The sequence below is a fragment of the Acinetobacter sp. 3657 genome, assembly GCF_031456775.1.
GTDB lineage: Bacteria > Pseudomonadota > Gammaproteobacteria > Pseudomonadales > Moraxellaceae > Acinetobacter.
On the sequence record NZ_JAVDVH010000001.1, the window covers coordinates 152,206 to 177,951 of the forward strand.

A 25,746-nucleotide genomic window follows, 5' to 3' on the forward strand; every position below is an offset into this window, starting at 1 on the left:
AGTTTTATCATGAATAGTTTATTCAAAGAGAATCATACCATTGTTCCTCGACGTCCAATATTTGATTTTGCTCAAACACCCAACCACTGGATTTATGATGATCCAATAGTTTCACAAATATTAAATTCACTTAATCCGATTACACCAGCATCAGAGCGTTGGTTCTGTCAGACATTTAGAGATGCGCTCCCATTTATTCAAGATGAACAATTAAAAGAGGCCGCAATTGCGTTTATTAAACAAGAGGGTGCTCATAGTTATGGGCATACTCTCGGGACTCGACATATAGAGGCTTTAGGTATTGATTTACGTGGTTATACCACGATGATGGATTGGATATTTAATGACATGATTGGCCCAAAACCATTAGGCTATGAATTGAAGCATCCACGCTTAAAATCAATTTGGTTAACTACACGCTTAGCAATGGTGGCCGCTGCTGAACATTTAACGGGTGTGTTAGGGCATTGGGTTCTAAATGCACAAGGGCTACAAGAAGCACCTGTAGATGTGCAAATGCTACGTCTATTGCAATGGCATGGTGCTGAAGAAGTTGAACACCGTGAAGTGGCAGATGCCATGTTTAGACACTTAAGCAATAACATTGTGTTGCGAACAGGTACAGCTGTTTTTACTTTCCCTTTATTTATCTTATTGGCCTATGTAGCTGTGGAAACTTTGGTCGCAAAGGATCCTCAATTACCGCATCGATTTCGATTCAAAGATTATTTCCGTGCAGCAAGACAAGATCGTGTGCCTAGAGTGGGGTATATATTACGAGCCTGTTTACGCTATTTCAATCCTACGCATAGCCCCTTGCATGAAGGTTCAACGGAACAGGCATTGGCATATTTAAATCTAATGCCACAGTTCAAATGATTTTTTAGGAAAACTGTAATATGAATCCAATATCACAAGCTAAACATGAAAAACTGGATATTTCTTGTCTTGATCATTTCTATAAAGCTAGCTTATCCACTCACTATCTAACACGATTAAATAAGGAGCTGGGAGTAACTTTTTGAATTTACTGAGTCAGGATTTTGTGAACCTCATAAAATATATTTGAATTGCTATTCTCACAGACTAACCGACCACTCAAAAAAAAGTAACAGAAGCAAAATGATTGTCGAGAGGGAAATTGGCACGGCCAATCCATTAAAAAGCACCCTGCAAATTAGACGAATGTTGTCTAACTTTGAGGGTGTAGTTCAATCAAAGATGGAGTTTTTTGTGGGTCAAATAGCTTAGATTCAAAGTACACAACTACATTGTGTAAGATCAAAAAATCTTATTTGATTTGTTCTAAACCTTGATCATCGATAATTTGAGTTGCTAGGGGAGACTTCACAAATTGGATTAACTCCTTTGCTAGTTCCTTATGGTTAGAATTTTTTCCCATACCTGCTGAGAATATAGTTACTTTTTGAAAAGGGGCTGGAATAGGTCCAACTAACTCGACTTGCCCATATTTGCCAGTGAAGGGCTTGATTTCACTAATTTGTTGAAAACCAATATCGAATTGTCCTTCTGCTACTCGTTTAGCAACCCGATCACCTACAACTTTTTCAGCTTTATTGGCAATTACTTTGTATTCAACAGGTGGGAAACTCGGAAAAACATCTTTTTCAAGATGTGTTCCGCTTGCACTCGCAGAATACCCAATTTGACGTGCATTTAATAATGCCTTTTTAAAGTTTTCAGCAGAACTGATATCTGGCTTTTTAGCACCTTTGGGAATCGCTATACCAATGCTAGAGTTCACTAAATCGACATGCATATTTGAGTCAAGATAACCTTTATCAATCAGTTTGTTTAGTTCTGGAGAGGCAAGAATGACAACATCGAATTGTTCACCACGTTCTAATCGGTTCGGAATTGAGGTTGTTGACGTTCCCATTGATGAACCTGAAGACAACTCAATCGTATGACCTGTTTTTTCCTCAAAAAGAGGGATGAGTTTTTCCATGGAAGAATAAAACCCACCAGAACTAATCACCTTGAGTGTATCTGCATAAACATCAACTGAACCGAAGCTAAAACTTGCTAAGCAAACAATTGTTATGACTGGAAATTTTTTCATGTTATATCACTTAAATTGGACGTAGTATGGAAAATGACTAGATCGATCACACTATTTATAAATAACGAAATTTTTGTTTTAAATACTATTTCCTGAGCGTCATCATGACATGGCGCTGTTGTTATGAAAGAGCACAAGATAAAAATTAGTATGAGATCTGATACGGGTTAGAAACTAGCTTGGGTGTTGATATATTGGCATTTAGAAACCTCCTTGTTCTATATTGTTATGCTTTACTTTGACTGATCTGATGCTTAATCAAATTGATTCAACTTAAATGAGATTAAAGAGAATCCTTTGAGTAAAAGAGTGATGCTTTATGTTTACGCTGAACATGACACCAATATTTCAATAATTTGAAATAAGTCTATTACTCAATCAAGAATGTAAACCTAAATAAAAGTTAGGAGTGAGAAGCTAAAACTAATGAGGTGTTTAAAAAAATTAATGGCGTTCTAGAGAATTAATTCAGAACATGGCCAGCTTTGATTTTGTATAAGCGTTTTAACACAAGCTTTTATGGCTGATTTAGCAGCTAATGCAGCAGGGGACAATTGTTCTTCGGCGAGACTTACTAAATAATTGATACGTTCAATTTCTGGGTCTACGATTTTAAGTAGCTGTAATTTATGTTTATATTCTTGTAGACAAGCACTCCCTGGACGAATGCTTACCAGGTCCAGATGAATAAGACTATCCATGAGTAAATGTAAACCATCAATCTCATAAGCAACGTTCACTACACCAATCTTATGTTCCAAGAACTTTCTCAAACTATGTCTTTGACGAGGTAGAACTAAGGGGATATCACCGATGTGCTGAGACTGAATCACACCACTATTGATACAGTCATTAAGATGATGTTTTTCTAACACTTCTCTACGTCCCATTAAATACATTTGCTCTCTAACCAATGGTTGTATAGACCATTGCCTGTCTACTTCATTGGTAAAAATAATGGCGAGATCAAGTTGACGTGAATTAATCGCTTGTATCAGATTACCTGATAAGGTTTCTATCATTTCAAGACGGATATCAGGATAGCGTTCTGACATCAATTTCATTAATGGTATTCCCAATAAAGCCGTAATTGTTGGGGGTAAACCAATACTGACATGGCCTGAAAGTCTTGCTGAGTGTGCCGCATCAATTGCAAAGTTGATCTGTCTTAGAATTAATTGTGAATGTTTTAAAAATGCGAGTCCTGCTGGTGTTGGTGATACTCCAAAAGCATTCCGCTGTAATAAACGTATACTTAATTCTTGCTCAAGCTTACTGATCTGCTGACTAATAGCCGATGCACCAATATCAAGTTTTTGGGCAGCTTTTCCAATACTTCCAGCTTCAACCACTGTTAAAAAGTATTTTATTTGTTTAATTTCCATGAAAAAATTCTCTAAGCATCCATGTTAAATTTTTCAAAAAATATTACTCAACATATCAAGTAATATAACTTTAACAGTGTCTACAAAATTAATGATTATTCAAGCAAAAAATATATTGATCTTGAGTCAAGAGAATGCAATTTCTTAGTTCTAAAGATTTAGGGCATATTTTTAAAAATAATATTTTTGTTAGTTTTTTTATATTACTTAAATTAAAACAATATTTTATTTTTATTTTTTGTGGATCTAATTAATGAAAAACACTATGAAATTCAACACTATTTAAAATAATTAAATACCCCTTTAATTCCTCGCTATCACAGAAGTTCCCTTTTTCAAATTAAAGTAAGGAAAATTTGAGAGGGAAGAGATCGATGCACGATGTTCTCATTGTTGGCAGCGGGAATGCTGCGTTAAACCAGAAATGTTTGCATGCTTGTGAATGTGCAAAGTCACATGAATTTGCTGTGGATACTCATCATACAAAGACAAAAGTTAGTTTAGAAACGCATACGAATTTTATCGTATTCACGGTATTTGCTTATATCTATAAAAAGTTACTAATAACGCCAATTTCAGTTGGGTTGAGGCCTCATTTTTTATTGTTAGGTTAAAACCCACTGTTTAAAAAAGAATTTCAAAAAAGTTCAAATCACCAAGACCAAACAAAGGCCATGGAGGTCCCCAAATGGTAGTAGGAAAAACTGTAATGGATGACTTAAAGGATATTTTTATAATGAAAAAACTTTCATTCGCTTTAGTGGCATGTTCGAGCTTGATTTTTACTGGATGTAATACAGGTAGTGCTGCAAAGGAAGTGGGGCAGCCTAAACGTCCTGAATGTATTGCCCCTGCAAAGCCCGGTGGTGGTCTGGATATGACTTGCAAATTGATCCAATCAGGTTTTAAAGAAACTGAGGTTTTGAATGATCCAATTCGTGTGACTTATATGCCCGGCGGTGTAGGAGCGGTTGCTTATAATAAAATTGTAGGCAATGACCCTGCCAATAATGAGGCAGTGATTGCATTTTCCACAGGGTCATTACTTAATCTCGCCCAAGGTAAATTTGGAAATTTTACAGAGAAAGATGTGAAATGGCTTTCAGGTGTTGCCGTCGATTATGGTCTGGTCGCCGTGCATAAAGATTCTCCCTACCAAACTTTAGATGATCTGATAAAGGATCTACAAAAAAATCCTAAGGGAATTAGTTTTGGTGGTGCTGGAAGTGTAGGTGGTCAGGATTGGATGCAATCAGCAATGCTTGCCAAAAAGGCAGGAATTAATCCAACTGATATGAGCTTTGTTGCTTTGGAGGGAGGTGGCGAGGTTTTAACGGCACTTTTAGGTCAGCATGTCAAAGTGGCGGTTGGAAATATCAGTGAAGTCAGTTCAAATTTAGAAGCGGGAAGAATACGAGTGCTTGCTGTATTTGCAAATGAGCGTTTACAAGGCAAATTTTCAAACTTACCAACTGCGAAAGAGCAGGGCTATGATATTGAATGGCCCGTGATTCGCGGCTTTTATATGGGTCCTAAAGTCAGTGATGATGCTTATCAATGGTGGAAAACCTCATTTGATAAAATGATGGAAAACAAAAAATTCGAAACCGTTCGTAATAATCAAGATCTTTTGCCATTTGCACTGACTGGCGACCAAATCACAGCTTATGTTTATAAGCAAACTGACCAAATGCGTCAATTATCTGCTGAATATAAATTATCAAAATAATCAATGAATAAGTACCAGACCACAGGTTTGGTACTTTTTGTTGTGTTAAGGAATAGTGATGAAATCAGAACGTATCCTAACGGGGATTATTGCCCTTTGTGGTTTGGGTTTGGTGATTTATGCAAGTAACTTTGATGCCCCAATTTCCTATGACTCTGTTGGCCCTAGAGCCTTTCCAATTTTGATTATGGGACTGATCACTGCAAGCGCAACTTATTTGACGGTTAGACCCTCGATTATGTTTGAACCAGTTGAGCTGGGTTGGAGCAAACATTTAGTTTTTAAAATTGCATTGTGTGCACTTGCGTTGACCTTGTATGCCGCTTTATTTGAGTTGTTGGGATTCATTATTGCAACAACACTACTGACGATCGCGCTCGGAAAACTGTTTAAAGGGAAAACACTTCCCACCATTATCACCGCCTGTATTTTAGGTATTACAACTTATTATTTATTTGACCGTGTATTAGATGTGCCATTACCAATGGGACTGTTGGGTTAAGGATGACAACTTTATGGACATATTAAGTTTTTTAATGACCGGTTTTGAAGTTGCATTGCAGCCACAGAACTTATTAATCGCATTTATTGGTGCATTTATTGGGACGATTGTGGGATTGCTGCCGGGCTTAGGGCCTATTAACGGTGTTGCCATACTTTTACCGTTTGCATACGCGTTGGGTTTACCTGTGGAAAGTGCTTTGATCTTACTTTCCGCAGTTTATCTCGGTTGCGAATATGGGGGGCGAATATCAGCAATTTTGATTAATGTTCCCGGTGATGCAGGTGCAATTATGACCACTTTGGATGGTTATCCTTTAGCACAGCAAGGCAAAGCGGGCATTGCGCTATCCCTTTCATCCGTAAGCTCATTTATTGGAAGCTTGGTTGCCTTTATTGGAATTGTTTTCTTTGCGCCTATTCTCGCAAACTGGGCAATTGCATTTGGACCTGCTGAATACTTTGCTTTGATGGTCTTTGCGATCGTGTGTTTAACTGGCTTAGTGAGTACACAACCTTTTAAAACATTAATCATGGCTTTAATGGGCTTAGGTTTATCAACGGTTGGGATGGATGCGATCACAGGTGTCTATCGCTTTACCTTTGATAGTGTTGGTTTAAGTGATGGCATCGCATTTACAACAATTGTGATCGGCTTATTTAGTGTCAGTGAAATCCTTCTGTTACTTGAAAGAACAACCATTGGAAAAGTAGTACTCGCTCAAGGTAAGAGATCTTTATTCAACTTTAAAGAGCTTATGAGTTCTTTAGCAACGATCATGCGAAGTTCGTTAATTGGATTTTTCTCAGGAATTTTACCAGGTGCGGGTGCCAGCGTTGCGAGTGCTATGGCCTATACCACTGAACGTAAATTGGCTGGTGAAAAAGGTAAGTTTGGTCAGGGTGATCTAAGAGGATTGGCTGCTCCCGAAAGTGCGAATAATGCTGCTGCCTGTGGATCATTTATTCCAATGTTAACCTTGGGTGTACCGGGTTCGGGTACGACTGCCGTTATGATGGGCGCTTTGACTTTGTATAATATTACGCCGGGTCCTCAATTATTTTCAGAGCAACCCGTATTAGTCTGGGCACTGATTGCTTCACTCATGGTTGGGAATATTATTCTTCTGGTCCTGAATTTGCCGTTGGTTGGCTTTTTTGCCAAGTTACTCAATATTCCTAACTATATTCTTATCCCCGTGATTGCAACTGTTAGCTTTGTGGGTGTTTATGCAATTCATAGTACGATCTTTGATTTATTACTTTGCATTGGCTTAGGCGTTGTTGGTTATGTATTGAGGAAATTCGATTTTCCATTGGCACCCTTAATTTTAGGTTTTGTTCTCGGTGAATTGATGGAGTCAAATCTACGCCGTGCGCTTTCTATTTCCCATGGTGAGTTAAGCATTTTGTGGGGTAGCAATATAAGTATAGGGTTATGGGTTATGTCTGGACTGCTCTTGATATTACCTTTTGTAAGAAAATACTTATTCATTAAGAAAAATATGCATAAGTAACGTCTTTAAGGTCAGGATTCCTGACCTTTTTTAATGAATATAAAACTAAATCTGATTGAATTTTTTAGTTACTTTGGGCTTTGTTGCACAAACTTATCTCTAAGGGGTTATTCAGAAAAAAATTCTCAAATGAATAAGCCTGTATACAAATCAATCGAACATTCAATGGGCAAGTGCATCATAGAAAAACATTTTGAACGTCTGGTTAAAAAATGTGAGGCAGAAAACCTTTAAAAATCATAATAATCCATTTACAAATACATTAATGTAAATGATAATTAATATCATTAATGCTGTGTTGCATTGTTTATTCTAATGTTATGCATTTTTAACCATTCTCAGACGGTCTTTGCTTTAAGAAATAGTGATGCGATAACGTACTTCAAATAAGTTATTGATTTCAATTTTTCTAGCTTAGAGGTCAGTTGTGTTTAGAACAACTCATGATCTTGATTAAATTTAGTGAACCTATATGTCCAAATCTCCCAACACTCATACACTTCTCCAACCACATGCATTGGCTATCGCAATTGTTTTATCAATGGGGCTCATGTCTCAGACTTACGCAGAAAGCTCAAAGCCTCCGATAGAGACTGAAGATAAACGTGTAGCGAATGTGAATGCTCAGAATCAAATTTATCAGATGAATCCGATTGTTGTACAAGCTGAAACAGAAGATACCATTCAGTTTGGGCAAAGTGTTTTAAACCAAAAAGCGATTGATCGTTATCAAGCCAATAATGTTGCGCAATTATTGGATAACATGCCAAGTGTTGGTTCTGCAGGTTCACCAAGACCGGGTGGTCAAACGATCAATATCCTTGGGATGGGTGGCGTTGAGGATGTGCCGATTAGCTTGGATGATTCGATTAAAAGTTTTGATAAATATCGTCAAGGTTCGGTTTTTATTGAACCAGAAATTTTAAAGAAAATTACTGTAGATAAAGGTCCACATAATGTTGAAGTAGGAAATGGTGGCTTCGGCGGTAAAGTCACTTTAGAAACCAAAGACGCAGCTGATTTACTTATTGGTGATAACAATGTCGGTGCTTTTTTAAAGTATTCACGCTTCTCAAACAATGCACAAAATACCTATACTGGGGCAGTTTATGGTCAGACTGAAAATGGTCTGGCTGATGGGATGTTGTACTATACCAATCGAGATAGTGGGGATGTGAAACGCGCAGACGGCAGCAAATTTCTATACTCTGCACAAGAGCAAAATACCTATTTAGCTAAGCTTAATTTTCATCCTACAGACAGCCAAAAAATTACGCTAAATGCGATGCAAAGTGGTCATAAAGGTTGGGAACCATTTGCGGCCATGCGTGATCAAGACGCTGTACCAACTGAGGCAGATATTAAAAAATATGGTTATGAGGAAGCTTGGAAACGCCGTCTGGTTTATCGTGATCAGAACGATACCAGCTATTCGATTGGCTATGAACTCAATCCAGAATCAAATCCATATCTAAATTTGAAAGCCGTTGCATCCTATTCCAAGACGGATCAACACGACCAAAGATTACCTAGTGTTAATGCTTCTGCAGCATTATTGGGTAATGAAAGTTGGGTGAAGTATACTAATACTGCATTTAAGCTCAGTAACATTAGCAATATTGAAACCCAATACGGTACGCATAAATTAAAAGTGGGTACGCAATATCAAAAAATGGAACAGAACTCACTTCTTTACGATAAGAATAATTCAAATAAACCTGATTATAACTTTGGCTATTATGAGCCGAACTATATGCCATCAGGGCATCAGCAGATGTTGAGTGCGTTTGTAGAAGACCAGTATCAAATCAACGATTTCACGATTACTCCTTCGATTCGCTACGATCATATTACCAATACAGGCACTCCAAACCGCGCACCACGTTTCAATGATCCAAGTGCAGGGCATGATTATTCTAGTAAAACTTATACAGGTTGGTCGCCAAGATTAGCATTGGCATGGAAGCAGGCGGACTATTTGACTTGGTTTGCCAATATCAGTAAAACATGGCGCGCCCCACGCGTAGACGAACAATATTATGTGCAATCAGCCATGACTTCGGTACCATCAACCAGTCGTTATTTATTGCCAGAGAAAATGCTGGCGATCCGTCTAGGAAGTGAAATGAATTTTGATGATATCTTTGCGACAGATGATCATCTACAAGTTCGTCTGACTTATCACCGTAATCGCGGTGGTGATGAAATCTTTCGTAACCGATCGACTTTCTGTAAAGCACAAGCAGAAAATAATGCCAATGGTGGCAATGGCAGCATCAATGATTGTAATGGGAATTATCATCATGGCTTCTATCGCAATGTCACAGACTATACGATCAAAGCGTATGAGGCGGAGATTTTCTATAATCAGCCGACTTGGTTTACAGGTTTAACCTATTCATATATTCGGGGACAACGTGATAATTCTCCCGTGAACCCATGGTTCGATCAAAAAACATGGATGACAGATATTCCACCGAAGAAAGCAACAGCAACCTTAGGTGTCAATGTTCCAGAGCATCACCTAACGATGGGCTGGCGAGGAATATTTGTTGCTGCACAAGATCGCAGTCTTTCCGATAATGATAAGTCGATTGCCGCATCCTCGTTTTCTTTACCCAAAACCAAAGGATATTCACTGCATGGGGTTTACATCGACTGGCAGCCTGTTGGAGAAAAAGGGCCAGCCTTAAATCTTTCGATAGATAATTTATTTAATCGAGATTACAAGATGTATTTAGGGGAGTATATGACGGGTACAGGGCGAGATTATAAACTCAGTATTTCTCAAAAATTCTAAGTTTGGTTAAGTGCTAAATTAGAGCTGAATTTCTTTTAAAAAGTTATAAAACCCCTTGTTTAAAAGGGGTTTTATTTGTTTTCTACCGCCGCTTTGTTAAATCAAAAATATCCTTAACGAATTGAAAATCAAAGCTATAATTTGCTGTAGCTCGCTCTTTTATTTGCATATCTGCTATAAAAAAAGATAAACAAACCCACTAAATACAAGCAGCCTGAAAGTAGTAGCAGTGAGATTCCTGCGGCATAAAGCAACCAAGAGGCGTATAGCACAGCAATGAGTGCGATCCAAATATGCTTAGACCGCTTATTTCTCAATGATTCTTTTAAGTAAAATGCGGAAACGAGAAAGTAAGGTAATAAAATCATCACTGATGAAATTAATAATAATTGCATGTAGTTTTTGTCAAAAAAGCATACCGCGATCAGTGAAATCTGAACCACAATCGAGGTTAACCACAATGATGCGATAGGGACATTGTTTCGGTTAGTCTTAAGGAAAAACTGGGGGAATGCTTTATTTTTCGCAGCGAGGAAAGGAATCTCAGTGGCAAAAAGTGTCCAGCTTAAATAAGAAGAACATACTGAAATAATCAAGCCTAAAGTAATAATGATCGTTCCCGGCAAGCCAATCAACTGCTCTAAAATGGTTGCCATCGATGGGTTATGCATATCAGCCAATTCTGCGCGGTTGGCTACACCATAGGAAAGCACAGTGACCAAAACGTAGAAACTTAATGCTAGTAATACACCCAGTATCGTAGCGCGACCAATGTCATTTCGATTTTTGGCGCGGGATGACAAAACTACAGCACCTTCAATGCCTGTAAATACCCAAAGTGTAATCAGCATCAGGTTTCTTACTTGTTCCCACACGGGCATTTGTAATGAAAAATCAAAATAATTGAGCTTAAAAAGTTCGAGGTTGAAGGCAAGAAAAGTAAAAATGATGAAGATCACAATCGGAATGATTTTGGCAATGGTGGCCATTAAATTGACCAATGAAGCCTCTTTAATGCCTTGGCTTACTAACCAATGTACCATCCACACAAAAATTGAAGAGCCAATCAGCGCATAAAGGGTGTTTCCTTCACCAAAATAGATATGGTCTGGGCGGTCTGTAAACATACCCACGGCAGAGAACGCAATTACCACATATCCCACAATACCGATAGTTGTACACAGCCAATAACCCCATGCGGAACAGAAGCCGATAAGTTCACCGAACCCTTCACGTGCATAATTATAGATACCGCCGTCTAGGTCAGGGCGTTGCCGAGTTAAATATAAAAAAGCAAAGGCGAGAAAAAGAATTCCTACGCCCGTAATGAGCCAAGCCATTAATAAAGCTTCGCCATTGGCGACAAAGGCCATATTTTGAGGAAGGCTAAAGACACCAGAACCGACCATTGAACTAAAAACAAGAGCGGTTAACGAAAGTAGGCCAATTTTAGAGGTAGACATAAGAGCGGTTTACTGCTTAAAAAATTTGGAGAGTGCTGCAATGTGTTCTGGCCCTATTCCACAACAACCACCAATCAGGGTTGCGCCCGCATCTTTCCACGCTTGGGCAAATTTTAAATATAGATCAGGATTTAAGTCAGCACGTACCTCATCTAAACCATCATTGGCAGTCGCTTCACTGCTTTGTGGTGGAAAAGCGTTGGCATAAGCACCAATTTGTACATGCTCAGGCAGAAGTTTTTTGATTTCTAAGATAGCTTGTAAAATAACTTCGGGTTGGCAGCAGTTAAACAGCACGGCATCTGCATTTAATCGCTTGAGTAGTTCTGCGACTTGTTCAATGTTTTCACCAGAACGCAAAAGCGGCTTTTGTTGTTGGATTTCATCTTGAAGGGTGAAAGAAACCCAAAATTCTCGATCATCTTTTGGCAATAAAGCATGGACAGTTTCGACTTCGGCAATACATGATTGAGTCTCAGCAAGCCAAAAATCGATATGAGGAGAAAGTGTTTCTATAATAGGCGTTGCTAATCTTTTGGCCTCATCTTGTTTAAATAAATCAGCACGGTAAGATCCAAAAAGTGGTGGCAAACAACCCGCAATTAAAACATCTTTGTCACTTTCTGCGACCGCCAGTTTGGCTTGATTCACTGCGACTTGAACTAGATCTCTAACTTCATTGTCGAATCTATCTTGACCGATATGAAATGGAACGACAGCATAATTATTGGTTGTGATGACTTCGGCACCAGCTCGAATGAAATCTAAGTGAACCTCTTTTACGATCTCTGGCGCTTCTGTTAAAGCTAAAGCAGACCATTCTGGTTGACGAAAAGGTGCTCCTCTACGTGCAAGTTCTCGACCAAAACCGCCATCTAATATTTTCATAAAGTTAAATCATATTTAATTTTTAAGAGGGCAATTATAATTGAACTAAATAAAGTGTTAAGGGTCAAAAAGACCAAATATTCTTATATCTATATCACGTAAAATTGATAGCTTTTTTTGATCTATCTCTTTTTGTTAGATGAATAACTTGAAGAAAAAAACACCAGTGAGCATTAATAGAAAAATGGATGAGGGAACATAATTTGTCACAAATAGACGAAACTGTCTGAGCACAAGCGCAATTTTTTCTGTAAAATGCGCGTCAAGTTTAAAAGAACTCAATAAAAAGTATGCTTAACACGATTCAGTTTGCTTTAGAACAACTTGGCTTAACCGCCCAAAAACGCGCGATACATATTCAATTTGCCAATCAAGCGCTCAACACAGAAGTGTTCCTACAAAAAATACAAGGTCAGCATGCCATTAATCAGGGCGTAGCTGCGGAACTGATTTGCCTATCAACCAATGCCACTATTCCATTAAAACAATTCATTGGTTGCCAAGTCGCCATTGATCAAGTCACCGACACAGGCACATTATTTAGAACCACAGGTATTATTACCGAAGCCGTGCAAGGACAATCTGATGGAAGTTTGACCCTATATAAACTCAAACTCCAAGATGCCACCGTACTCTGGCATAAACGCCGTAACAGCCGCGTATTTATGAATAAAACCGTACTGGATATTATTCAAACCCTGTTTAAAGAATGGCAACAACGCAGTCCCTTATTCGCATCCAGCCTCACGCTTGATATCAGCGGCGTGACACAAGACTACGACATCCGACCCTTTGTGATGCAAGCCAATGAAAGCGACTACGATTTCATTACCCGCTTACTCAGAAGTGAAGGCATTAACTGGCTCATCGACGAAGCCCAACTCACTGTTGCCAACAGCAATAGCCCGATCCAAGCACAAAAACTGCGTTTAATTGACGATAACAACCAATACCAAGCCTTAAATCGAAGAACGATTCGCTACCACCGCAGCAGTGCCACCGAACAATTTGACAGCATGACTAGCCTCATTGCTGAACGCTCTCTACAACCGACCGCAGTGCATATCCAACGCTGGCAAGCCGATGCCCTAGAACAAGAAGACGGTGCAGGCAGTGTCCAAAGCAGCCATCAACATAGCGGACAACACGACAATGCCAGCCTAGGACTTGAAGATGCATGGCACTTCACCCCAGCATGGATGCAAGACCTCAAAGGCGAAGATGGCGCAACTGCATCAGGCAACAACCAAATTGAAAAACTCAACCAAAACCTCGGTCATTACCATGACGCTCAAGCCAAACAGTTTATCGCCAATACCACGGTACGCGATACCCAAGTGGGCTACTGGTTTAAACTAAACGAACACCCTGAAATTGACCAACACAGTGGGGCAGACCAAGAATTTCTGATCATCGCTAAAAACTACTACAACCAAAACAACCTACCCAAAGACTTAAACCAACAAATCCAAAGCCTGATCACTCAAAGCCAATGGCAGCAAGACCACAAGCACACAAACCCAGCAGAACGCCAAGCCAACCAACTGACGCTACAACGTCGTAACATCAAAACGGTACCCGAATACCATCCACTGCAGCACCGTCCAGCAGCCAACCCACAACGTGCCAAAGTAGTTGGACCTGAAAACGAAGAAATTCATGTCGATGAATGGGGCAGAATCAAAGTCCGCTTCCTGTTCACCCGAAATGACGACCATAGCCACGATGGTGGTGCAGGCAGTAACGACAATGACACCGATTCAGCATGGGTGGATGTACTGACGCCTTGGGCTGGTGAAGGCTACGGGGCACGCTTCCTGCCACGCATTGGTGAGATCGTGGTCATCGACTTCTTTGATGGCAATATAGATCGACCTTATGTCACAGGACGACTGCACGAAGCACAACGCAGCCCGACTAAATTCGATGACCAAGGACAACTCCCCGACACTAAGAAACTGGCAGGGATTAAATCCAAAGAAGTCCAAGGCTCAGGTTACAACCAACTGCGCTTTGACGACACCACCGGACAGATCAGTGCTCAACTACAAAGCAGCCATGCGGCAAGTCAACTCAATCTCGGCAAACTCAGCCATCCTAAAGCGCAAGCAGAAAGCGACGACCGAGGCGAAGGCTTTGAACTCCGCACTGACCAATGGGGTGCGATTCGAGCAGGTGAAGGCTTATTGATCACCACCCATCCGCAACAACAAGCTCAAGGCGATCATCTTGAAGCGCAAACAGCCAAACAACAACTGGAAGGCAACCAGAACAATGCCAAAGCCTTGAGTGAAGTGGCAAAAAACCAACAGACGGATGAACTAGAAGCTTTAGAACAACTCAAAGCATTTGCAGAAGACATCCAACAGGATATTGCCAAATTTAACAAAGCCTTATTACTACTCAGTTCCCCAAATGGCATTGGACTCAGTACAGCAGAAGACATACACCTTTCCGCCGATGGACAACTGAACCAATTTGCAGGCGATAGCATTAACCTGACCACGCAAAAGAATTTGATTGCCCAAGCCAGTCAAAAGATCAGCCTATTTGCAGCACAAGGCGGGATTAAACAAGTTGCAGCAAAAGGCAAGTTTGAGCTACAGGCACAAGATGATGGGGCTGACTTCATTGTCCGTAAAGATATACAAATCATTTCGACTGAAGATGCCATCTATATCACCAGTCCAAAAGAGATTGTGATTACAGCAGGCAGTTCTCAGATCAAGATTAATGGCTCTGGTGTATTTCCGTCCACGGGCGGCAAGTTTGAAGTGAAAGCGGGGCAGCATTTGTTTGCTGCGGGAGCGAGTGCAAGTGCTAATGTTCCTCAGTTACCGAAGGCCAAACCAATGAAAGGGGCATTGGAATTATTGAGAAGCTATGGCGGTGAAAACTTCTTTAAGCAAAATAGTTATAAAATTATTGATTCACTAGGTAAGCAAATTACAGGCAAGCTTGATGGAAGTGGTTTTGCTCAAGTGACAGGCATTGCACCAGGTCCAGCGAAAGTGATTTTTGATAAAGATGACAGTAGTGCATGGATGCAAAGTAGTGATTTTAGCCGTGATTATACATGGGCTGAGCCTGTTTCTGGTGTTGCTGGGCTGATGAAAAATGCTTTGGGTTCATTTGGACAAAATGCCATGTCACAGTTAAAAGATAGTCTTCTTTCACTGGACAAAAATAGTTTAAAAGACCTTGGAAAAAACACAGTCAATAATTTAGTTGACCAAACTGTTGGGCAAATCAAAAGCCAAGTGACAGATACAGCTTTTAGTGCGATTTCCAATCAACTTAATTTAAATGTATCTCCAGATCAAATCAGAAGCCTTGGGCAGGTTGTGAAAAACCCAAACCAATCTGTTGAAATGATTAAGGCGCAGGGAATGGATTTTTTTTAAGGATCAAGCCTCAGCAAAACTCACTCAATTCACTAAAGTTGATTCTCCGATTCAATATGGTGTTATGGATACATTTACAAAGCTTAAAAAGTAGATCAGATGAAAAGAAATACTGAGTTTAAGTCAAAGTATTGATGTAATTAAATGAATTAAAGGTTTTATATTAATGGCTACTGAAAAGACACAACAGGCAGAAACAACAAAACAACCCGCTGTTGAGCTCGCAGTATTTAACTTAGAAAGTACTCGGGATGTCACTGATTTGCAGGTGATCGCAAATCAAATCCAACTGTATTTACAGGTCTGTGGCAATACCTCGCTCGAACAAGTCAAAAGCAACGCTAATGTACCTACAGTTGCTAATATTTTTGCATTAACAGGTAGTGTTTTAGATTTACTCTTATATGCCACAACACCGCAGACTGGCGATGCTGATATACAGCGTGGTGCTTTACTCGGGGCAAATTTAATCGGATTGTTTCCTGAACCGAATAATGAAGCACATGCGCGAATGGCGTTACGACCGATGTTTGGCTTAATGGCGGAAAGCTTATATCCTAAAAATGGAAAAATCAAAGAGCCTGATATTAAACGTTTAGGCTTACATCTCAATGCAATGGTGGCAGGGGATTTAGAAACATTTTTAAAAGAAACCCAAGCGAAGTTAAGTGGCTTACTCACCCAAGCCGCGACGATGGGTATGAGTATTTTACAGAGCATGGCTACAGGTATCAATACAGGCGTTGCAGCTCAAGCAGGTGCTTCAGCGGAGAAACGAGATCCCAAGCTTAAATTTAGCAACTGGGCAGTTCCATTGATCGATCTGATTGGGACACCGAGCCAAGCAGATTTAACGCCTAAAATACAACCCAATATCACAAGTCGATTGCAACAAGAAGCAACTCAGGCGATCAATACACTCGCACAAGTGTTACAACAACAAGCCAATGCCAGCCAAAAATATAGCTTGGCGTGGTTGATACAAGAAACTTTGAGTGCGATTAAGGCATTAGAAAATAAAGGCAGCGCCAGTGTACCAATGAATCAAACTGGAGAATATGAGAGACAGACCAAAGGTGATACCTATGAATTTGTGAGCTTACAAGCAGATGCCCTAAATGCCCCACCATGTGAGGGTGAGGATTCGCAATCTAAAAAAAGTATCAGTTATTCAATCGGCACGGAACGCGTTCAACACGCAGATTTTTATTTACCTAAAATCGGTTTTTCCTTTATTCGCCAATACAGCTCACAAATGGGTGAGTTTGATCGAAGCATGATTGGCGCACGTTGGATGATGCCATTTTCCAACATGATTCAACCCAATGCTCAAGGCTATTTATTTATAGACAGTAAAGGGCGGAAACATCAATTCCCTGCTTCAATCCTCTTTGAAGCTTATGAAGTACCATTTGAAGGAATAACCGTACAACCACTCGAAGATAGTGATTTAATACTAAACTTCGGTGGAGGATGGTATTTTCAATTTCATCAATTTTCGGCTGGTCAGCCTTATCAATTGATTCAACAATTTAATGAAAATACACAAGAAAAAATTGTTTTAAGCTACCTTGTTTTTGATGAAATTGCCTATCTACAAAGCGTTGATTTCCAATTAGAACTTGCCCAACACAAATTGAAATTTGCTTTTAATGAGCAAGTTAAAATCATTGCGGTATTTATCGATGAGGAAGTCGAACCTTTAGCGCGTTATCACTACGATACACAAGGTAATTTGATCAAAGCCATTGACCAAAATGGACATGTCCGTGAATACGAATACAACCATTTCCACCAACTCACACGCTATACAGATCGTACAGGACGTGGGCAAAATATTCGTTATGAATCAACTGAAGTCAAAGCCAAAGCCATCGAAGAATGGGCGGATGATGGCAGTTACCACACCAAACTCAAATGGCATCCACGTTTACGCCAAGTCGCGGTTTACGATGCCTATGATATTCCGACCTATTACTATTTTGATCTGAATGGCTTTACCTACCGTACTCGTTTAGCAGATGGACGTGAATCGTGGTACAGCCGTGATAGTCAAAAACGTATTACTCGTCAAATTGATTTTGAAGGACGTGAGACACAACAAGAATACAATGACAAAGACCAACTCATCAAAATCGTACAGCCAAATGGCGGGGTAATCCGCTTTGCATATGATGAGCAAGGCAATTTGCTCGAAACAAAAGATCCTGAAGGCAATATTTGGAAACGAGAATATGATGCCAAGGGTAATGTCAGCAAAGAAATAAATCCTTTGGGTCACATTACCCAATATAAATACAACAATGATAATCAATTGATCGAAGTGATTGATGCCAAAGGCGGCAGAAAAAAAATTCAATACAATGAATTAGGACAAATGACCTCCTATACTGATTGCTCAGGCAAAAGCAGTACTTGGGAATATGATGAGGATGGCGCATTAACAGCCGAACAAACTGCGAATAATAAGACAGTGCAGTATCTTTACAGCACTCAAGGTCGAGACAAAGGACAACTGCAAAGCATCGTCTATCCTGATGGGCTAAAAGAACACTTTGAACATGATGAAGAAGGGCGTTTACTCAAACATATTGATACTAAAGGTTTAGTGACTGAGTACCAATACAATGCCACGGGATTACTGGAACAACGCATCGATGCCAATCGACATCGCATTGGCTATCAATGGGATAAACAAGGACGCATCCAAAAACTGATCAACCAAAACCAAGCAGAATACCTATTTGACTATAACCAAAATGGATACTTGATACGTGAACAAGCCTTTGATGGAGAAGAAAAACACTACAGCTACAATGAAATCGGCAGACTCTTCCAAATCCGTCAACCGAACATTCTGACCCAATTTGATTATTACGCAGATGGACAAATCGCGTCGAAAAGCTTTAGCCATTTACAGATGGGGAAAACACAAACAGAGCAGTTTGATTACAACCTCAACAATCAACTGAGCCGAGTCAGTAATGAGGTTAGCCAAATTGATTTTTATCGCAATGCACTTGGGCAATTGGTTAGAGAACATCAGCACTACAAAATATCAGGGCTTGGTCCACTCACAGCAGTTTTACGTTATGAATATGACGAACTCGGTAATCTGAGTAAAACCATACGCCCAGATGGACAGGAACAAGCCAATTTAAGCTATGGCTCAGGACATTTATATGCCATTGCCCTAAATAAACAAGACGTGGTTTCATTCCAACGCGATGACTTACATCGAGAAACAACCCGACTATTGGCAAATGGATTAATACAAACCAAACATTATAATGACGTGGGTTTACTCAGCTCCCAATTGATTCAGCCTGAACAAGAAACGCAAGACCAGTTACAATACCAAGCGCATCGACATTACCATTACGACCAAAACTATCTATTAAGCCAAGTCGAAGATAGCCGTTTAGGACAATTGAATTATCAATACGATCCAATCGGACGACTAGTCTCTAGTCAAAGCGCACATAAAACAGAGAGTTTTAGCTTTGACCCTGCGGGTAATTTGATTGATTCTGTATCCGCATCTAGTACGGCACAAATAAAAAATAATCTAGTCAGAAGCTATCAAGGAAAACATTACCACTACGATGCACAAGGCAATGTCATAGAGGCTAAACAAGCAGGTAAAACGCTTAAACTGACATGGGACAATCAAAATCGGTTGATTCGAAGTGATCACAATGGTCAAGTTACGGACTATGGCTATGACGTATTTGGGCGCAGACTTTACAAGAAAACGGTAGATGCGCTGACCTTGTTTGGTTGGGATGGTGATTTGATGATTTGGGAATCCCTCAAATCAGAACAAGACAGTTATACCAAGCACTATATCTATGAGCCTGATAGCTTCGTTCCATTGTTACAAGCAGGATATACAGGTTTTATTCAACTGATCGAAACCCCTGATTATGCTGAATATCAAAGCAAACCTTATTCGGTTTATAAGGATCCTGTATGGCGTAATGATACCCGTAAAAATCGAGTTGATTTAGAGCAGATCACTTTTTATCATTGCGATCAAGTCGGTACGCCACAAACTATGACCAATGCAAGAGGTGAGTGTGTTTGGGAAATTACCCAAGATACTTGGGGCAGCACACTCGACCTCAAAACAGTAAATCCAGACAATCCATTCGAGCAAAGTAATCTGAGATTCCAAGGTCAATATTACGATCAAGAAACAGGATTACACTATAACCGTTATCGTTATTACGAACCCCATAGTGCAAGATATGTGAGTAAAGATCCGATTGGGTTAGAGGGTGGGTTAAATATAATGAAATATGTTAGCAACCCGAATCAATTGACGGATCCAATGGGATTATATGTTGTATTAGATTTTTATAAAGATAAAAATATAATAGTTGCTAGAGATATTGAGAAAGATACTAAGTTAATTATTCGTGATGTGTATACTGGTGGGCAAATTAGTGATGCTGGTTTTACTTCCAATGGTACTGGATTACCGAATGGGAAATATTTTTTGGTGCCTGATGATAGACATCCAGATTGGTATGCTTTATATGGTGATGATGGTTGGATTGATGATTTTACAATTGATGGTAAAAGAAGTGGATTTCGATTACATCCTGGAAGGTTAAGTTTAGGATGCGTTACAGTTAAATCTACCGGAAATAATGAGCAGTGGAATAAGTTAAATGAAATGATTTCTACTACTAAAACTCAACAGAAATATGTTTGGAAAGGAGGTCGTTCAGATACTTGGATGAATTTTGGTTGGAAAAGAAAGGAGGTTACAAATTGGGGGGAACTGAATGTTAAATAAAATCAAAAAAACCTTATTTATAATTGGAGTATTGTCATTTACAGGGTGTTCTTCAATTGAAAAAAAATCTTGCATTAATAGTTTTAACAATAGGGTTGCTGTTTTAACACAAGATATTCAAATTGTTAACTCAATCAATCTTATTGACAAGAATATCTTCTGTGGTAGTCAGTCCTACAGTGAGTTTTATAATAATTTAGATACATTTCTGTTAGGTTTAAATGATAAGCAGAAAAAGACCTTTTATACAACTTTATTTTTTACTGAGTTTCATCGAAATGAAAACGGTGGGGAGTTTGTCGAATTCTTGTTAGAAAATAAGATTAATATTTTTGATCAATATATTAAAATTATAAGTGATCATGAGCTGTTATCGAAAATGAAATATACAGATGAAGAGTTACAGAATCTTAAAATATTAGGGGAAATATTAAAAGGAATAGATTGAACTTATAAATTAAATTTTAGTTATCTATTAACAAAGCCCAATAATTCCTTTTTTGTAGAAAACTTACAAAGGATCAATCCCTTATTCAAGGATGAGCGTAGTGAGGTTTTCTTAATTTTAAGAACTCAACTTCAATTTGGTCTAGTTTCAACGGGGCAATATAATACTTACACCGTTGAGCAGACCAACACAGGTCTAAAAGTTGTAGAACAAGCAAGTTCGGAATTTAATCGAATATCCTTTCTATCGATCAATCTCTAAAGCTTTGCCTCGACAACTTAAAAACAATTGTTGTTGGTGCCACGCAAGTTGTCCTGAAACAATAGTGGTATCAACCTCATAATGGAAAGTTTTATCTTGGAAAGGACTCCAATTGCACTTCATGTAATTTCTTTGATCTTTCACAGCCATACGTTGGGTATTTTCTCTAAGTAAAACGAGATCAGCCCAATATCCCTCACGAATATAACCACGATCTTTGATCTTAAATAAGTCAGCCACTTGATGAGAGGTTTTACGTACCATAGTTTCGATACTGAGTTTCTCATCTGCAACCAGTTCCATTAGTGCAGGAAGTGCATGTTGAACCAAGGGTAGCCCTGATGGAGCATTCAAATACGTTTGCTGTTTTTCATCCCATGTATGTGGTGCATGATCTGTGCCTATAATATCCAAACGATTACTGTTAGAAATTGCATGGATCAAGGCCTCTTTATCCTGTGGGGTCTTGATTGCAGGATTACATTTAATTAAATGCTCAAGCGCAGCATAATCAGAATCATCAAAACTGAGATGATGAATACAAACTTCAGCAGTAATATGCTTTAGATTTAAGGGCAAGTCTTTGAATAAGCAAAGTTCTTTGGCAGTTGTAATATGTAAAACATGCAATTGCGTTCCATATTTTTCAGCCAATGAAACAGCCAGTCGTGAACTTTCATAACAGGCCTGTTTATCCCGAATTTTAGGGTGCATTGCTGCTGGAATATTTTCGCCATATTTCTCCAAATATAACTTTTCTTGTGCCTTAATCCGAGGCGTATATTCGCAATGCGTCAATAAGATCGTCGGCACATTGGCAAACAACCGTTCAAGAATTTGAGGATCATCAACCAGCATATTCCCCGTTGATGCACCCATAAACACTTTGACACCACTGACCAATTTTGGATCAAGTTGTTCAATAATGTCTAAATTGTCAGAACTCACACCAAAATGAAATGCATAATTTGCCATGCTGTGTTGTGCTGCAATTTGCTTTTTTTGCGTTAAGGTTTCTAAGTTCAATGTTGCGGGATTGGTATTGGGCATATCCATATAACTGGTAATACCACCAATCGTTGCGGCCATTGATTCCGATGCGATACTGCCTTTTTGTGGTGAACCAGGGTCTCTAAAATGCACTTGATCATCAATCATGCCGGGGATCAGCCAAGCACCATTTGCATCAATGCTTTTCGCATTGAAAATACCTGTGATGTTGGAGGCAATTTTCTCAATTCGTCCATCTTGAATCAGCATGTCTGCAATATACTGTTTGCCTTCATTAACCAAGTTGGCATTGCGAATAATGATTTTTGGATATTGTTTAAAACTCATTGTGTAATGCCTTATAACCTTTGACTAGTTCGATATTTGTCGTAACCACACTTTCAGAAAATTCACTGATTGAGATATCAACAGGTGGATATTGGCTTAAATCGGTTTTAGGATTGATATAACTCATAGCTGGCACATAAAAATGGTGGGGTAAATCACGTCCATCCACCACGGCATTGTGTCGAATCGCGCTATGATCGCCAACCTTACAATTGAATAGCACACTGTTAAAACCAACAAAAACATGATGACCGATTTCACAAGGACCATGAATAATCGAGCGATGTGCAATCGATGAGTTTTCACCAATAATCACTGCTGCTCCAGCTTTGGAGTGAATCACCACACCATCTTGAATATTGGAGTTTGCGCCAATAATAATCGGTTCCATCTCTCCATTTTCATCGGTTTCATCTGCTCGAATCACTGCATAAGGACCAATAAACACATTGGCATGCACAATAACTTTCCCACAAATAATCGCGGTTTGATCGACATAAGCAGATTGATCAATCACAGGAAGATGACCAGATGGATTTTTACGAAGCATAGAATTACCATTTTAAAAAAGTTAAATCATCGGTTGGGTTAAAATCTCGACCTGATCACCTTTTAGACCAAGATAAAAACAGTTGGGGCGTTGGGTGTGGCAAGCAGGGCCGATTTGATTGACCAGAAACAAAAGGCTATCGCCATCACAATCAAGTCGGGCTTCAATCAAATGCTGCCGATGACCTGAACTTTCACCTTTTCGCCACAAACATTTACGTGAGCGCGACCAGTAACACACTTGTTTTGATGTCAATGTTTCGATTAGAGATTCGGCATTGACCCAAGCCATCATCAGTACATCTTTGGTATGGTGATCTTGCGTGATGGCAGGGATCAGGCCATCTTGATTCCACTTGATCTGCTCAAAAACACTGTTGAAATCAAACTTTTGTCCTAAGGCACCGTGTTCCATGCGCTCGAAAATTGAAAGGTCTACCATTGCCATGAACCCCGAGCCACAGCGTCATGTGCATGCAAACTTTCGGCATGAATGACTTTAAAATTGAAGCCTTTGATATTTTTATGCTGTAGAAATGTGCCATAGAGACGTCGTAATGCATCTTCACAAAACATAAGGTTTTGACCGTTGGCGACTGCAAATGCTTGTTCATCAATACGTTTTACCGCAGTTTGCACGGCTGTCATGAGTGACTGTTCAGCTTGATTAATGAATAAAATTAACGGGATGTGTTTAATATTTTGATCGAGTTTGAAATTGAGAATGGCAAAGCTTCTTTGGCTATGCGGTGTCGCTGCGATCGCGTCCGTGGTATTGAGCCAATCTACGATTTGTTGCTGATCTAAACTGATTTCTTGATTAGCCAATGCCGTTTGAAATCGTTGTTGAATAATATTTCTAGCGAGCGCCGCGGAACAAGGACAGGTGGAAGAATAGGGAATCTCGACTTTTAGTCTCGCTTCAAATTGATCCTTTAAAAGTTGGCATGACAGAACAAAAGGATAGCTTTTCCAGCCCGATAGCTTACTGATTAAGGCTGGTCGTTCGATATACAGTTCGCTATGAATTTCAATTTTTGCATGTGTTGATAAATCTTTGTGGCTTTCCAAAAAGTCTTTTAAAACATGTTTGATATCAAATAGGTTGAGATTGCTGATTTTGGTCAGTTCTAAAAGTCGGGTATACAGGCGTGACATGTGAATGCCTTTGGCGAAAGGATCATCTAGGCTGACAAAGGCATTGATTTGGCTTGGGCAACGTGTATTTTCGATATGTACTGGTAGCGCAATGTTTTCCATACCGACCCAGTCAAGGGAATGGCTATATGCTTTTGGTAAGGTAGATTCAGCAGAAATATCGGGGAGAACAAGATTCATTTGTTTGTTTGCTTACGTTGTAATGCGTAGTGTAATGTTATAACATAACAATAAGTATCGACAAGCTCGTTGTGTCGTTAATTTACTTTGAGAGACGCTGGCAAATCAAAATGAACAAAATCTATCTGCTTGGATTCATTAGTTGTCTTTCTGCATGTCATTACCCTGATAAAGCAGCTCAGCTAAATCAGCAACCCAAGCTTGAACAGAAACAGGTTATTCCAAAAATTATCCTACAAGAAAAGCGCCTACCATCTTCTTACTTACAATGGGCGAATCAAGCCGAGCATCAACAACAAATACTGGCATATAAACATTTTTTAAAAGCTCAGGGTGTTGATTCTTACATTCCAGACGCTGAATTTTTTCAGACCGCTAGAGATTGGCAGAAATGCAATTATGCCGAATATGAAGTTCCACCAAGAGAGTTATGGCGCAACATTGTTCCAACTTTAACTATTCTCAATCAATTTGTTGAAAAAAAGTTGATAGATCAATTTACGGTGACATCGGTCTATCGAAGCTATGCTTTAAATCAGTGTGCTGGCGGAGCGGGCGCATCTAAACACGTCTTTAATGCGGCGCTCGATTTTCGCATTGGCAGTGAAAAACCAGATCCGATTGAACAGATCCGTATCGAGAAAACAAAAACTAAACTTTGTCAGTTTTGGCGTGAGAAAGGTGCAGCACTGAATATGGGTTTAGGTGTTTATGCATCAGGACAAATTCATATCGATGCGGCGGGATATCGTACATGGGGTGTCGATCACCGTTACACGTCATCACCGTGCATAAATAATTTTTCTAATAATAACAATGAGTAAATCGGAATGAAACGAACCATAGCCCAGCAAAATATTTTAGACATATTAAAAACAGAAAACAAAGCCATGAGTGCTTATGAGTTGTTAGAAAAGGCAAAACCCTATGGTTTTCATGCACCGATCCAAATCTATCGCATTCTTAAAAAGCTCTCAGAGCAATGCCTGATCGTAAAACTGAATACATTGAATATGTATGTCCTCAGTCAAGCTGAAATCACAGCGAGTTACCAACTTTTTACCGTGTGTACAGAGTGTCAACAGGTACAAAGTATTGTGATTCCACAGCTTAAAAACTGTGTGGAATCCTCCATCAAAGCCAAAAAGTTCAATCCTAAATACCAATATTTAGAAGTATTAGGTCAATGTTTTTCATGTACTTCCAAACATGAAACCCAGCAAATTTAAAAGTGAGAA

The 25,746-nt window shown here is 39.3% G+C and carries 18 protein-coding genes; 10 read left to right on the top strand and 8 right to left on the bottom strand.

The features are described from left to right. Nucleotides 1-9: 9 nt before the first annotated feature. A complete protein-coding gene (locus J2Y37_RS00735) occupies nt 10-879 on the top strand; it encodes a metal-dependent hydrolase (protein ID WP_349031507.1) in 870 nt (289 codons plus the stop codon). Between the two features lie 412 nt (nt 880-1,291). Here J2Y37_RS00735 and J2Y37_RS00740 read toward each other — a convergent pair whose 3' ends face one another. Next, the gene (locus tag J2Y37_RS00740) at nt 1,292-2,083 is read right to left on the bottom strand and encodes a substrate-binding domain-containing protein (protein ID WP_005196420.1); all 792 of its coding nucleotides are present in this window, start codon (nt 2,081-2,083) and stop codon (nt 1,292-1,294) included. 455 nt (nt 2,084-2,538) lie between these two features. Beyond that, nucleotides 2,539-3,468: a LysR family transcriptional regulator gene (locus tag J2Y37_RS00745; protein ID WP_349031508.1), complete on the bottom strand. Its 930-nt coding sequence runs from the start codon at nt 3,466-3,468 to the stop codon at nt 2,539-2,541. Nucleotides 3,469-4,204: 736 nt separating this feature from the next. On the opposite strand from J2Y37_RS00745, the gene J2Y37_RS00750 reads away from it, so the two are divergent. From J2Y37_RS00750 to J2Y37_RS00765, 4 genes are all read left to right on the top strand, one after another. Next, nucleotides 4,205-5,197 carry a tripartite tricarboxylate transporter substrate binding protein gene (locus J2Y37_RS00750; protein WP_349031509.1) on the top strand — a complete coding sequence of 331 codons (993 nt, stop codon included), beginning with the start codon at nt 4,205-4,207 and terminating at the stop codon, nt 5,195-5,197. A gap of 58 nt (nt 5,198-5,255) precedes the next feature. Further along, nucleotides 5,256-5,699 (top strand): tripartite tricarboxylate transporter TctB family protein, encoded by a 444-nt coding sequence (locus J2Y37_RS00755; RefSeq protein WP_005196430.1) that lies wholly within the window; start codon nt 5,256-5,258, stop codon nt 5,697-5,699. A gap of 13 nt (nt 5,700-5,712) precedes the next feature. Continuing rightward, nucleotides 5,713-7,215 carry a tripartite tricarboxylate transporter permease gene (locus J2Y37_RS00760; RefSeq protein ID WP_005196434.1) on the top strand — a complete coding sequence of 501 codons (1,503 nt, stop codon included), beginning with the start codon at nt 5,713-5,715 and terminating at the stop codon, nt 7,213-7,215. 550 nt (nt 7,216-7,765) lie between these two features. Further along, a complete protein-coding gene (locus tag J2Y37_RS00765; RefSeq protein ID WP_349031510.1) occupies nt 7,766-10,015 on the top strand; it encodes a TonB-dependent hemoglobin/transferrin/lactoferrin family receptor in 2,250 nt (749 codons plus the stop codon). Between the two features lie 134 nt (nt 10,016-10,149). Here the strand turns inward: J2Y37_RS00765 and J2Y37_RS00770 are convergent, their stop codons facing one another. Together J2Y37_RS00770 and J2Y37_RS00775 are read right to left on the bottom strand one after the other, a co-directional pair. Next, nucleotides 10,150-11,478 carry a basic amino acid/polyamine antiporter gene (locus J2Y37_RS00770; RefSeq protein WP_349031511.1) on the bottom strand — a complete coding sequence of 443 codons (1,329 nt, stop codon included), beginning with the start codon at nt 11,476-11,478 and terminating at the stop codon, nt 10,150-10,152. A 9-nt stretch (nt 11,479-11,487) separates the two neighbouring features. Continuing rightward, nucleotides 11,488-12,366, bottom strand: a complete 879-nt coding sequence (locus J2Y37_RS00775) for a homocysteine S-methyltransferase family protein (RefSeq protein WP_349031512.1) — start codon at nt 12,364-12,366, stop codon at nt 11,488-11,490. Nucleotides 12,367-12,656: 290 nt separating this feature from the next. Between J2Y37_RS00775 and J2Y37_RS00780 the strand changes: the two genes are divergently transcribed. The 3 genes from J2Y37_RS00780 to J2Y37_RS00790 all read left to right on the top strand — a co-directional run bounded on the left by J2Y37_RS00780 (nt 12,657) and on the right by J2Y37_RS00790 (nt 21,022). After that, nucleotides 12,657-15,770, top strand: coding sequence for a type VI secretion system Vgr family protein (locus tag J2Y37_RS00780; RefSeq protein WP_349031513.1), 3,114 nt, complete (start codon nt 12,657-12,659; stop codon nt 15,768-15,770). A gap of 166 nt (nt 15,771-15,936) precedes the next feature. Then, complete coding sequence (locus J2Y37_RS00785; protein WP_349031514.1) at nt 15,937-20,574, top strand: RHS repeat-associated core domain-containing protein; 4,638 nt, start codon at nt 15,937-15,939, stop codon at nt 20,572-20,574. Continuing rightward, nucleotides 20,564-21,022, top strand: a complete 459-nt coding sequence (locus J2Y37_RS00790) for a hypothetical protein (RefSeq protein WP_349031515.1) — start codon at nt 20,564-20,566, stop codon at nt 21,020-21,022. Before J2Y37_RS00785 ends, J2Y37_RS00790 begins: the two co-directional genes overlap by 11 nt. Nucleotides 21,023-21,265: 243 nt before the next feature. On the opposite strand, the gene J2Y37_RS00795 is transcribed toward J2Y37_RS00790, so the two are convergent. From J2Y37_RS00795 to folE2, 4 genes are read right to left on the bottom strand one after another with little or no spacing between them, the layout of a single operon-like run. Then, nucleotides 21,266-22,621: a dihydroorotase gene (locus J2Y37_RS00795; RefSeq protein ID WP_349031516.1), complete on the bottom strand. Its 1,356-nt coding sequence runs from the start codon at nt 22,619-22,621 to the stop codon at nt 21,266-21,268. After that, entirely contained in the window at nt 22,611-23,171 is a 561-nt protein-coding gene (locus J2Y37_RS00800) for a hypothetical protein (protein WP_349031517.1), read from the bottom strand. The genes J2Y37_RS00795 and J2Y37_RS00800 overlap by 11 nt, the downstream gene beginning before the upstream one ends. 21 nt (nt 23,172-23,192) lie before the next feature. Continuing rightward, nucleotides 23,193-23,618 (bottom strand): phosphoribosyl-AMP cyclohydrolase, encoded by a 426-nt coding sequence (gene hisI, locus J2Y37_RS00805; RefSeq protein ID WP_349031518.1) that lies wholly within the window; start codon nt 23,616-23,618, stop codon nt 23,193-23,195. Beyond that, nucleotides 23,606-24,508, bottom strand: coding sequence for a GTP cyclohydrolase FolE2 (gene folE2, locus J2Y37_RS00810; RefSeq protein WP_349031519.1), 903 nt, complete (start codon nt 24,506-24,508; stop codon nt 23,606-23,608). The genes hisI and folE2 overlap by 13 nt, the downstream gene beginning before the upstream one ends. A 110-nt stretch (nt 24,509-24,618) precedes the next feature. On the opposite strand from folE2, the gene J2Y37_RS00815 reads away from it, so the two are divergent. Continuing rightward, nucleotides 24,619-25,332 carry a D-Ala-D-Ala carboxypeptidase family metallohydrolase gene (locus J2Y37_RS00815; protein WP_349031520.1) on the top strand — a complete coding sequence of 238 codons (714 nt, stop codon included), beginning with the start codon at nt 24,619-24,621 and terminating at the stop codon, nt 25,330-25,332. A gap of 6 nt (nt 25,333-25,338) precedes the next feature. Beyond that, entirely contained in the window at nt 25,339-25,737 is a 399-nt protein-coding gene (locus J2Y37_RS00820; RefSeq protein ID WP_349031521.1) for a transcriptional repressor, read from the top strand. The last annotated feature ends 9 nt before the right edge of the window (nt 25,738-25,746 follow it).

Coding starts and splice junctions, on each gene's coding strand:
- J2Y37_RS00795 (WP_349031516.1), bottom strand. CDS start 22,621: ATGAGTTTTAAACAATATCCAAAAATCATTATTCGCAATGCCAACTTG.
- J2Y37_RS00800 (WP_349031517.1), bottom strand. CDS start 23,171: ATGCTTCGTAAAAATCCATCTGGTCATCTTCCTGTGATTGATCAATCT.
- J2Y37_RS00750 (WP_349031509.1), top strand. CDS start 4,205: ATGAAAAAACTTTCATTCGCTTTAGTGGCATGTTCGAGCTTGATTTTT.
- J2Y37_RS00745 (WP_349031508.1), bottom strand. CDS start 3,468: ATGGAAATTAAACAAATAAAATACTTTTTAACAGTGGTTGAAGCTGGA.
- J2Y37_RS00760 (WP_005196434.1), top strand. CDS start 5,713: ATGGACATATTAAGTTTTTTAATGACCGGTTTTGAAGTTGCATTGCAG.
- J2Y37_RS00815 (WP_349031520.1), top strand. CDS start 24,619: ATGAACAAAATCTATCTGCTTGGATTCATTAGTTGTCTTTCTGCATGT.
- J2Y37_RS00775 (WP_349031512.1), bottom strand. CDS start 12,366: ATGAAAATATTAGATGGCGGTTTTGGTCGAGAACTTGCACGTAGAGGA.
- hisI (WP_349031518.1), bottom strand. CDS start 23,618: ATGGCAATGGTAGACCTTTCAATTTTCGAGCGCATGGAACACGGTGCC.
- J2Y37_RS00765 (WP_349031510.1), top strand. CDS start 7,766: ATGTCTCAGACTTACGCAGAAAGCTCAAAGCCTCCGATAGAGACTGAA.
- J2Y37_RS00770 (WP_349031511.1), bottom strand. CDS start 11,478: ATGTCTACCTCTAAAATTGGCCTACTTTCGTTAACCGCTCTTGTTTTT.
- J2Y37_RS00735 (WP_349031507.1), top strand. CDS start 10: ATGAATAGTTTATTCAAAGAGAATCATACCATTGTTCCTCGACGTCCA.
- folE2 (WP_349031519.1), bottom strand. CDS start 24,508: ATGAATCTTGTTCTCCCCGATATTTCTGCTGAATCTACCTTACCAAAA.
- J2Y37_RS00755 (WP_005196430.1), top strand. CDS start 5,256: ATGAAATCAGAACGTATCCTAACGGGGATTATTGCCCTTTGTGGTTTG.
- J2Y37_RS00790 (WP_349031515.1), top strand. CDS start 20,564: ATGTTAAATAAAATCAAAAAAACCTTATTTATAATTGGAGTATTGTCA.
- J2Y37_RS00780 (WP_349031513.1), top strand. CDS start 12,657: ATGCTTAACACGATTCAGTTTGCTTTAGAACAACTTGGCTTAACCGCC.
- J2Y37_RS00820 (WP_349031521.1), top strand. CDS start 25,339: ATGAAACGAACCATAGCCCAGCAAAATATTTTAGACATATTAAAAACA.
- J2Y37_RS00740 (WP_005196420.1), bottom strand. CDS start 2,083: ATGAAAAAATTTCCAGTCATAACAATTGTTTGCTTAGCAAGTTTTAGC.
- J2Y37_RS00785 (WP_349031514.1), top strand. CDS start 15,937: ATGGCTACTGAAAAGACACAACAGGCAGAAACAACAAAACAACCCGCT.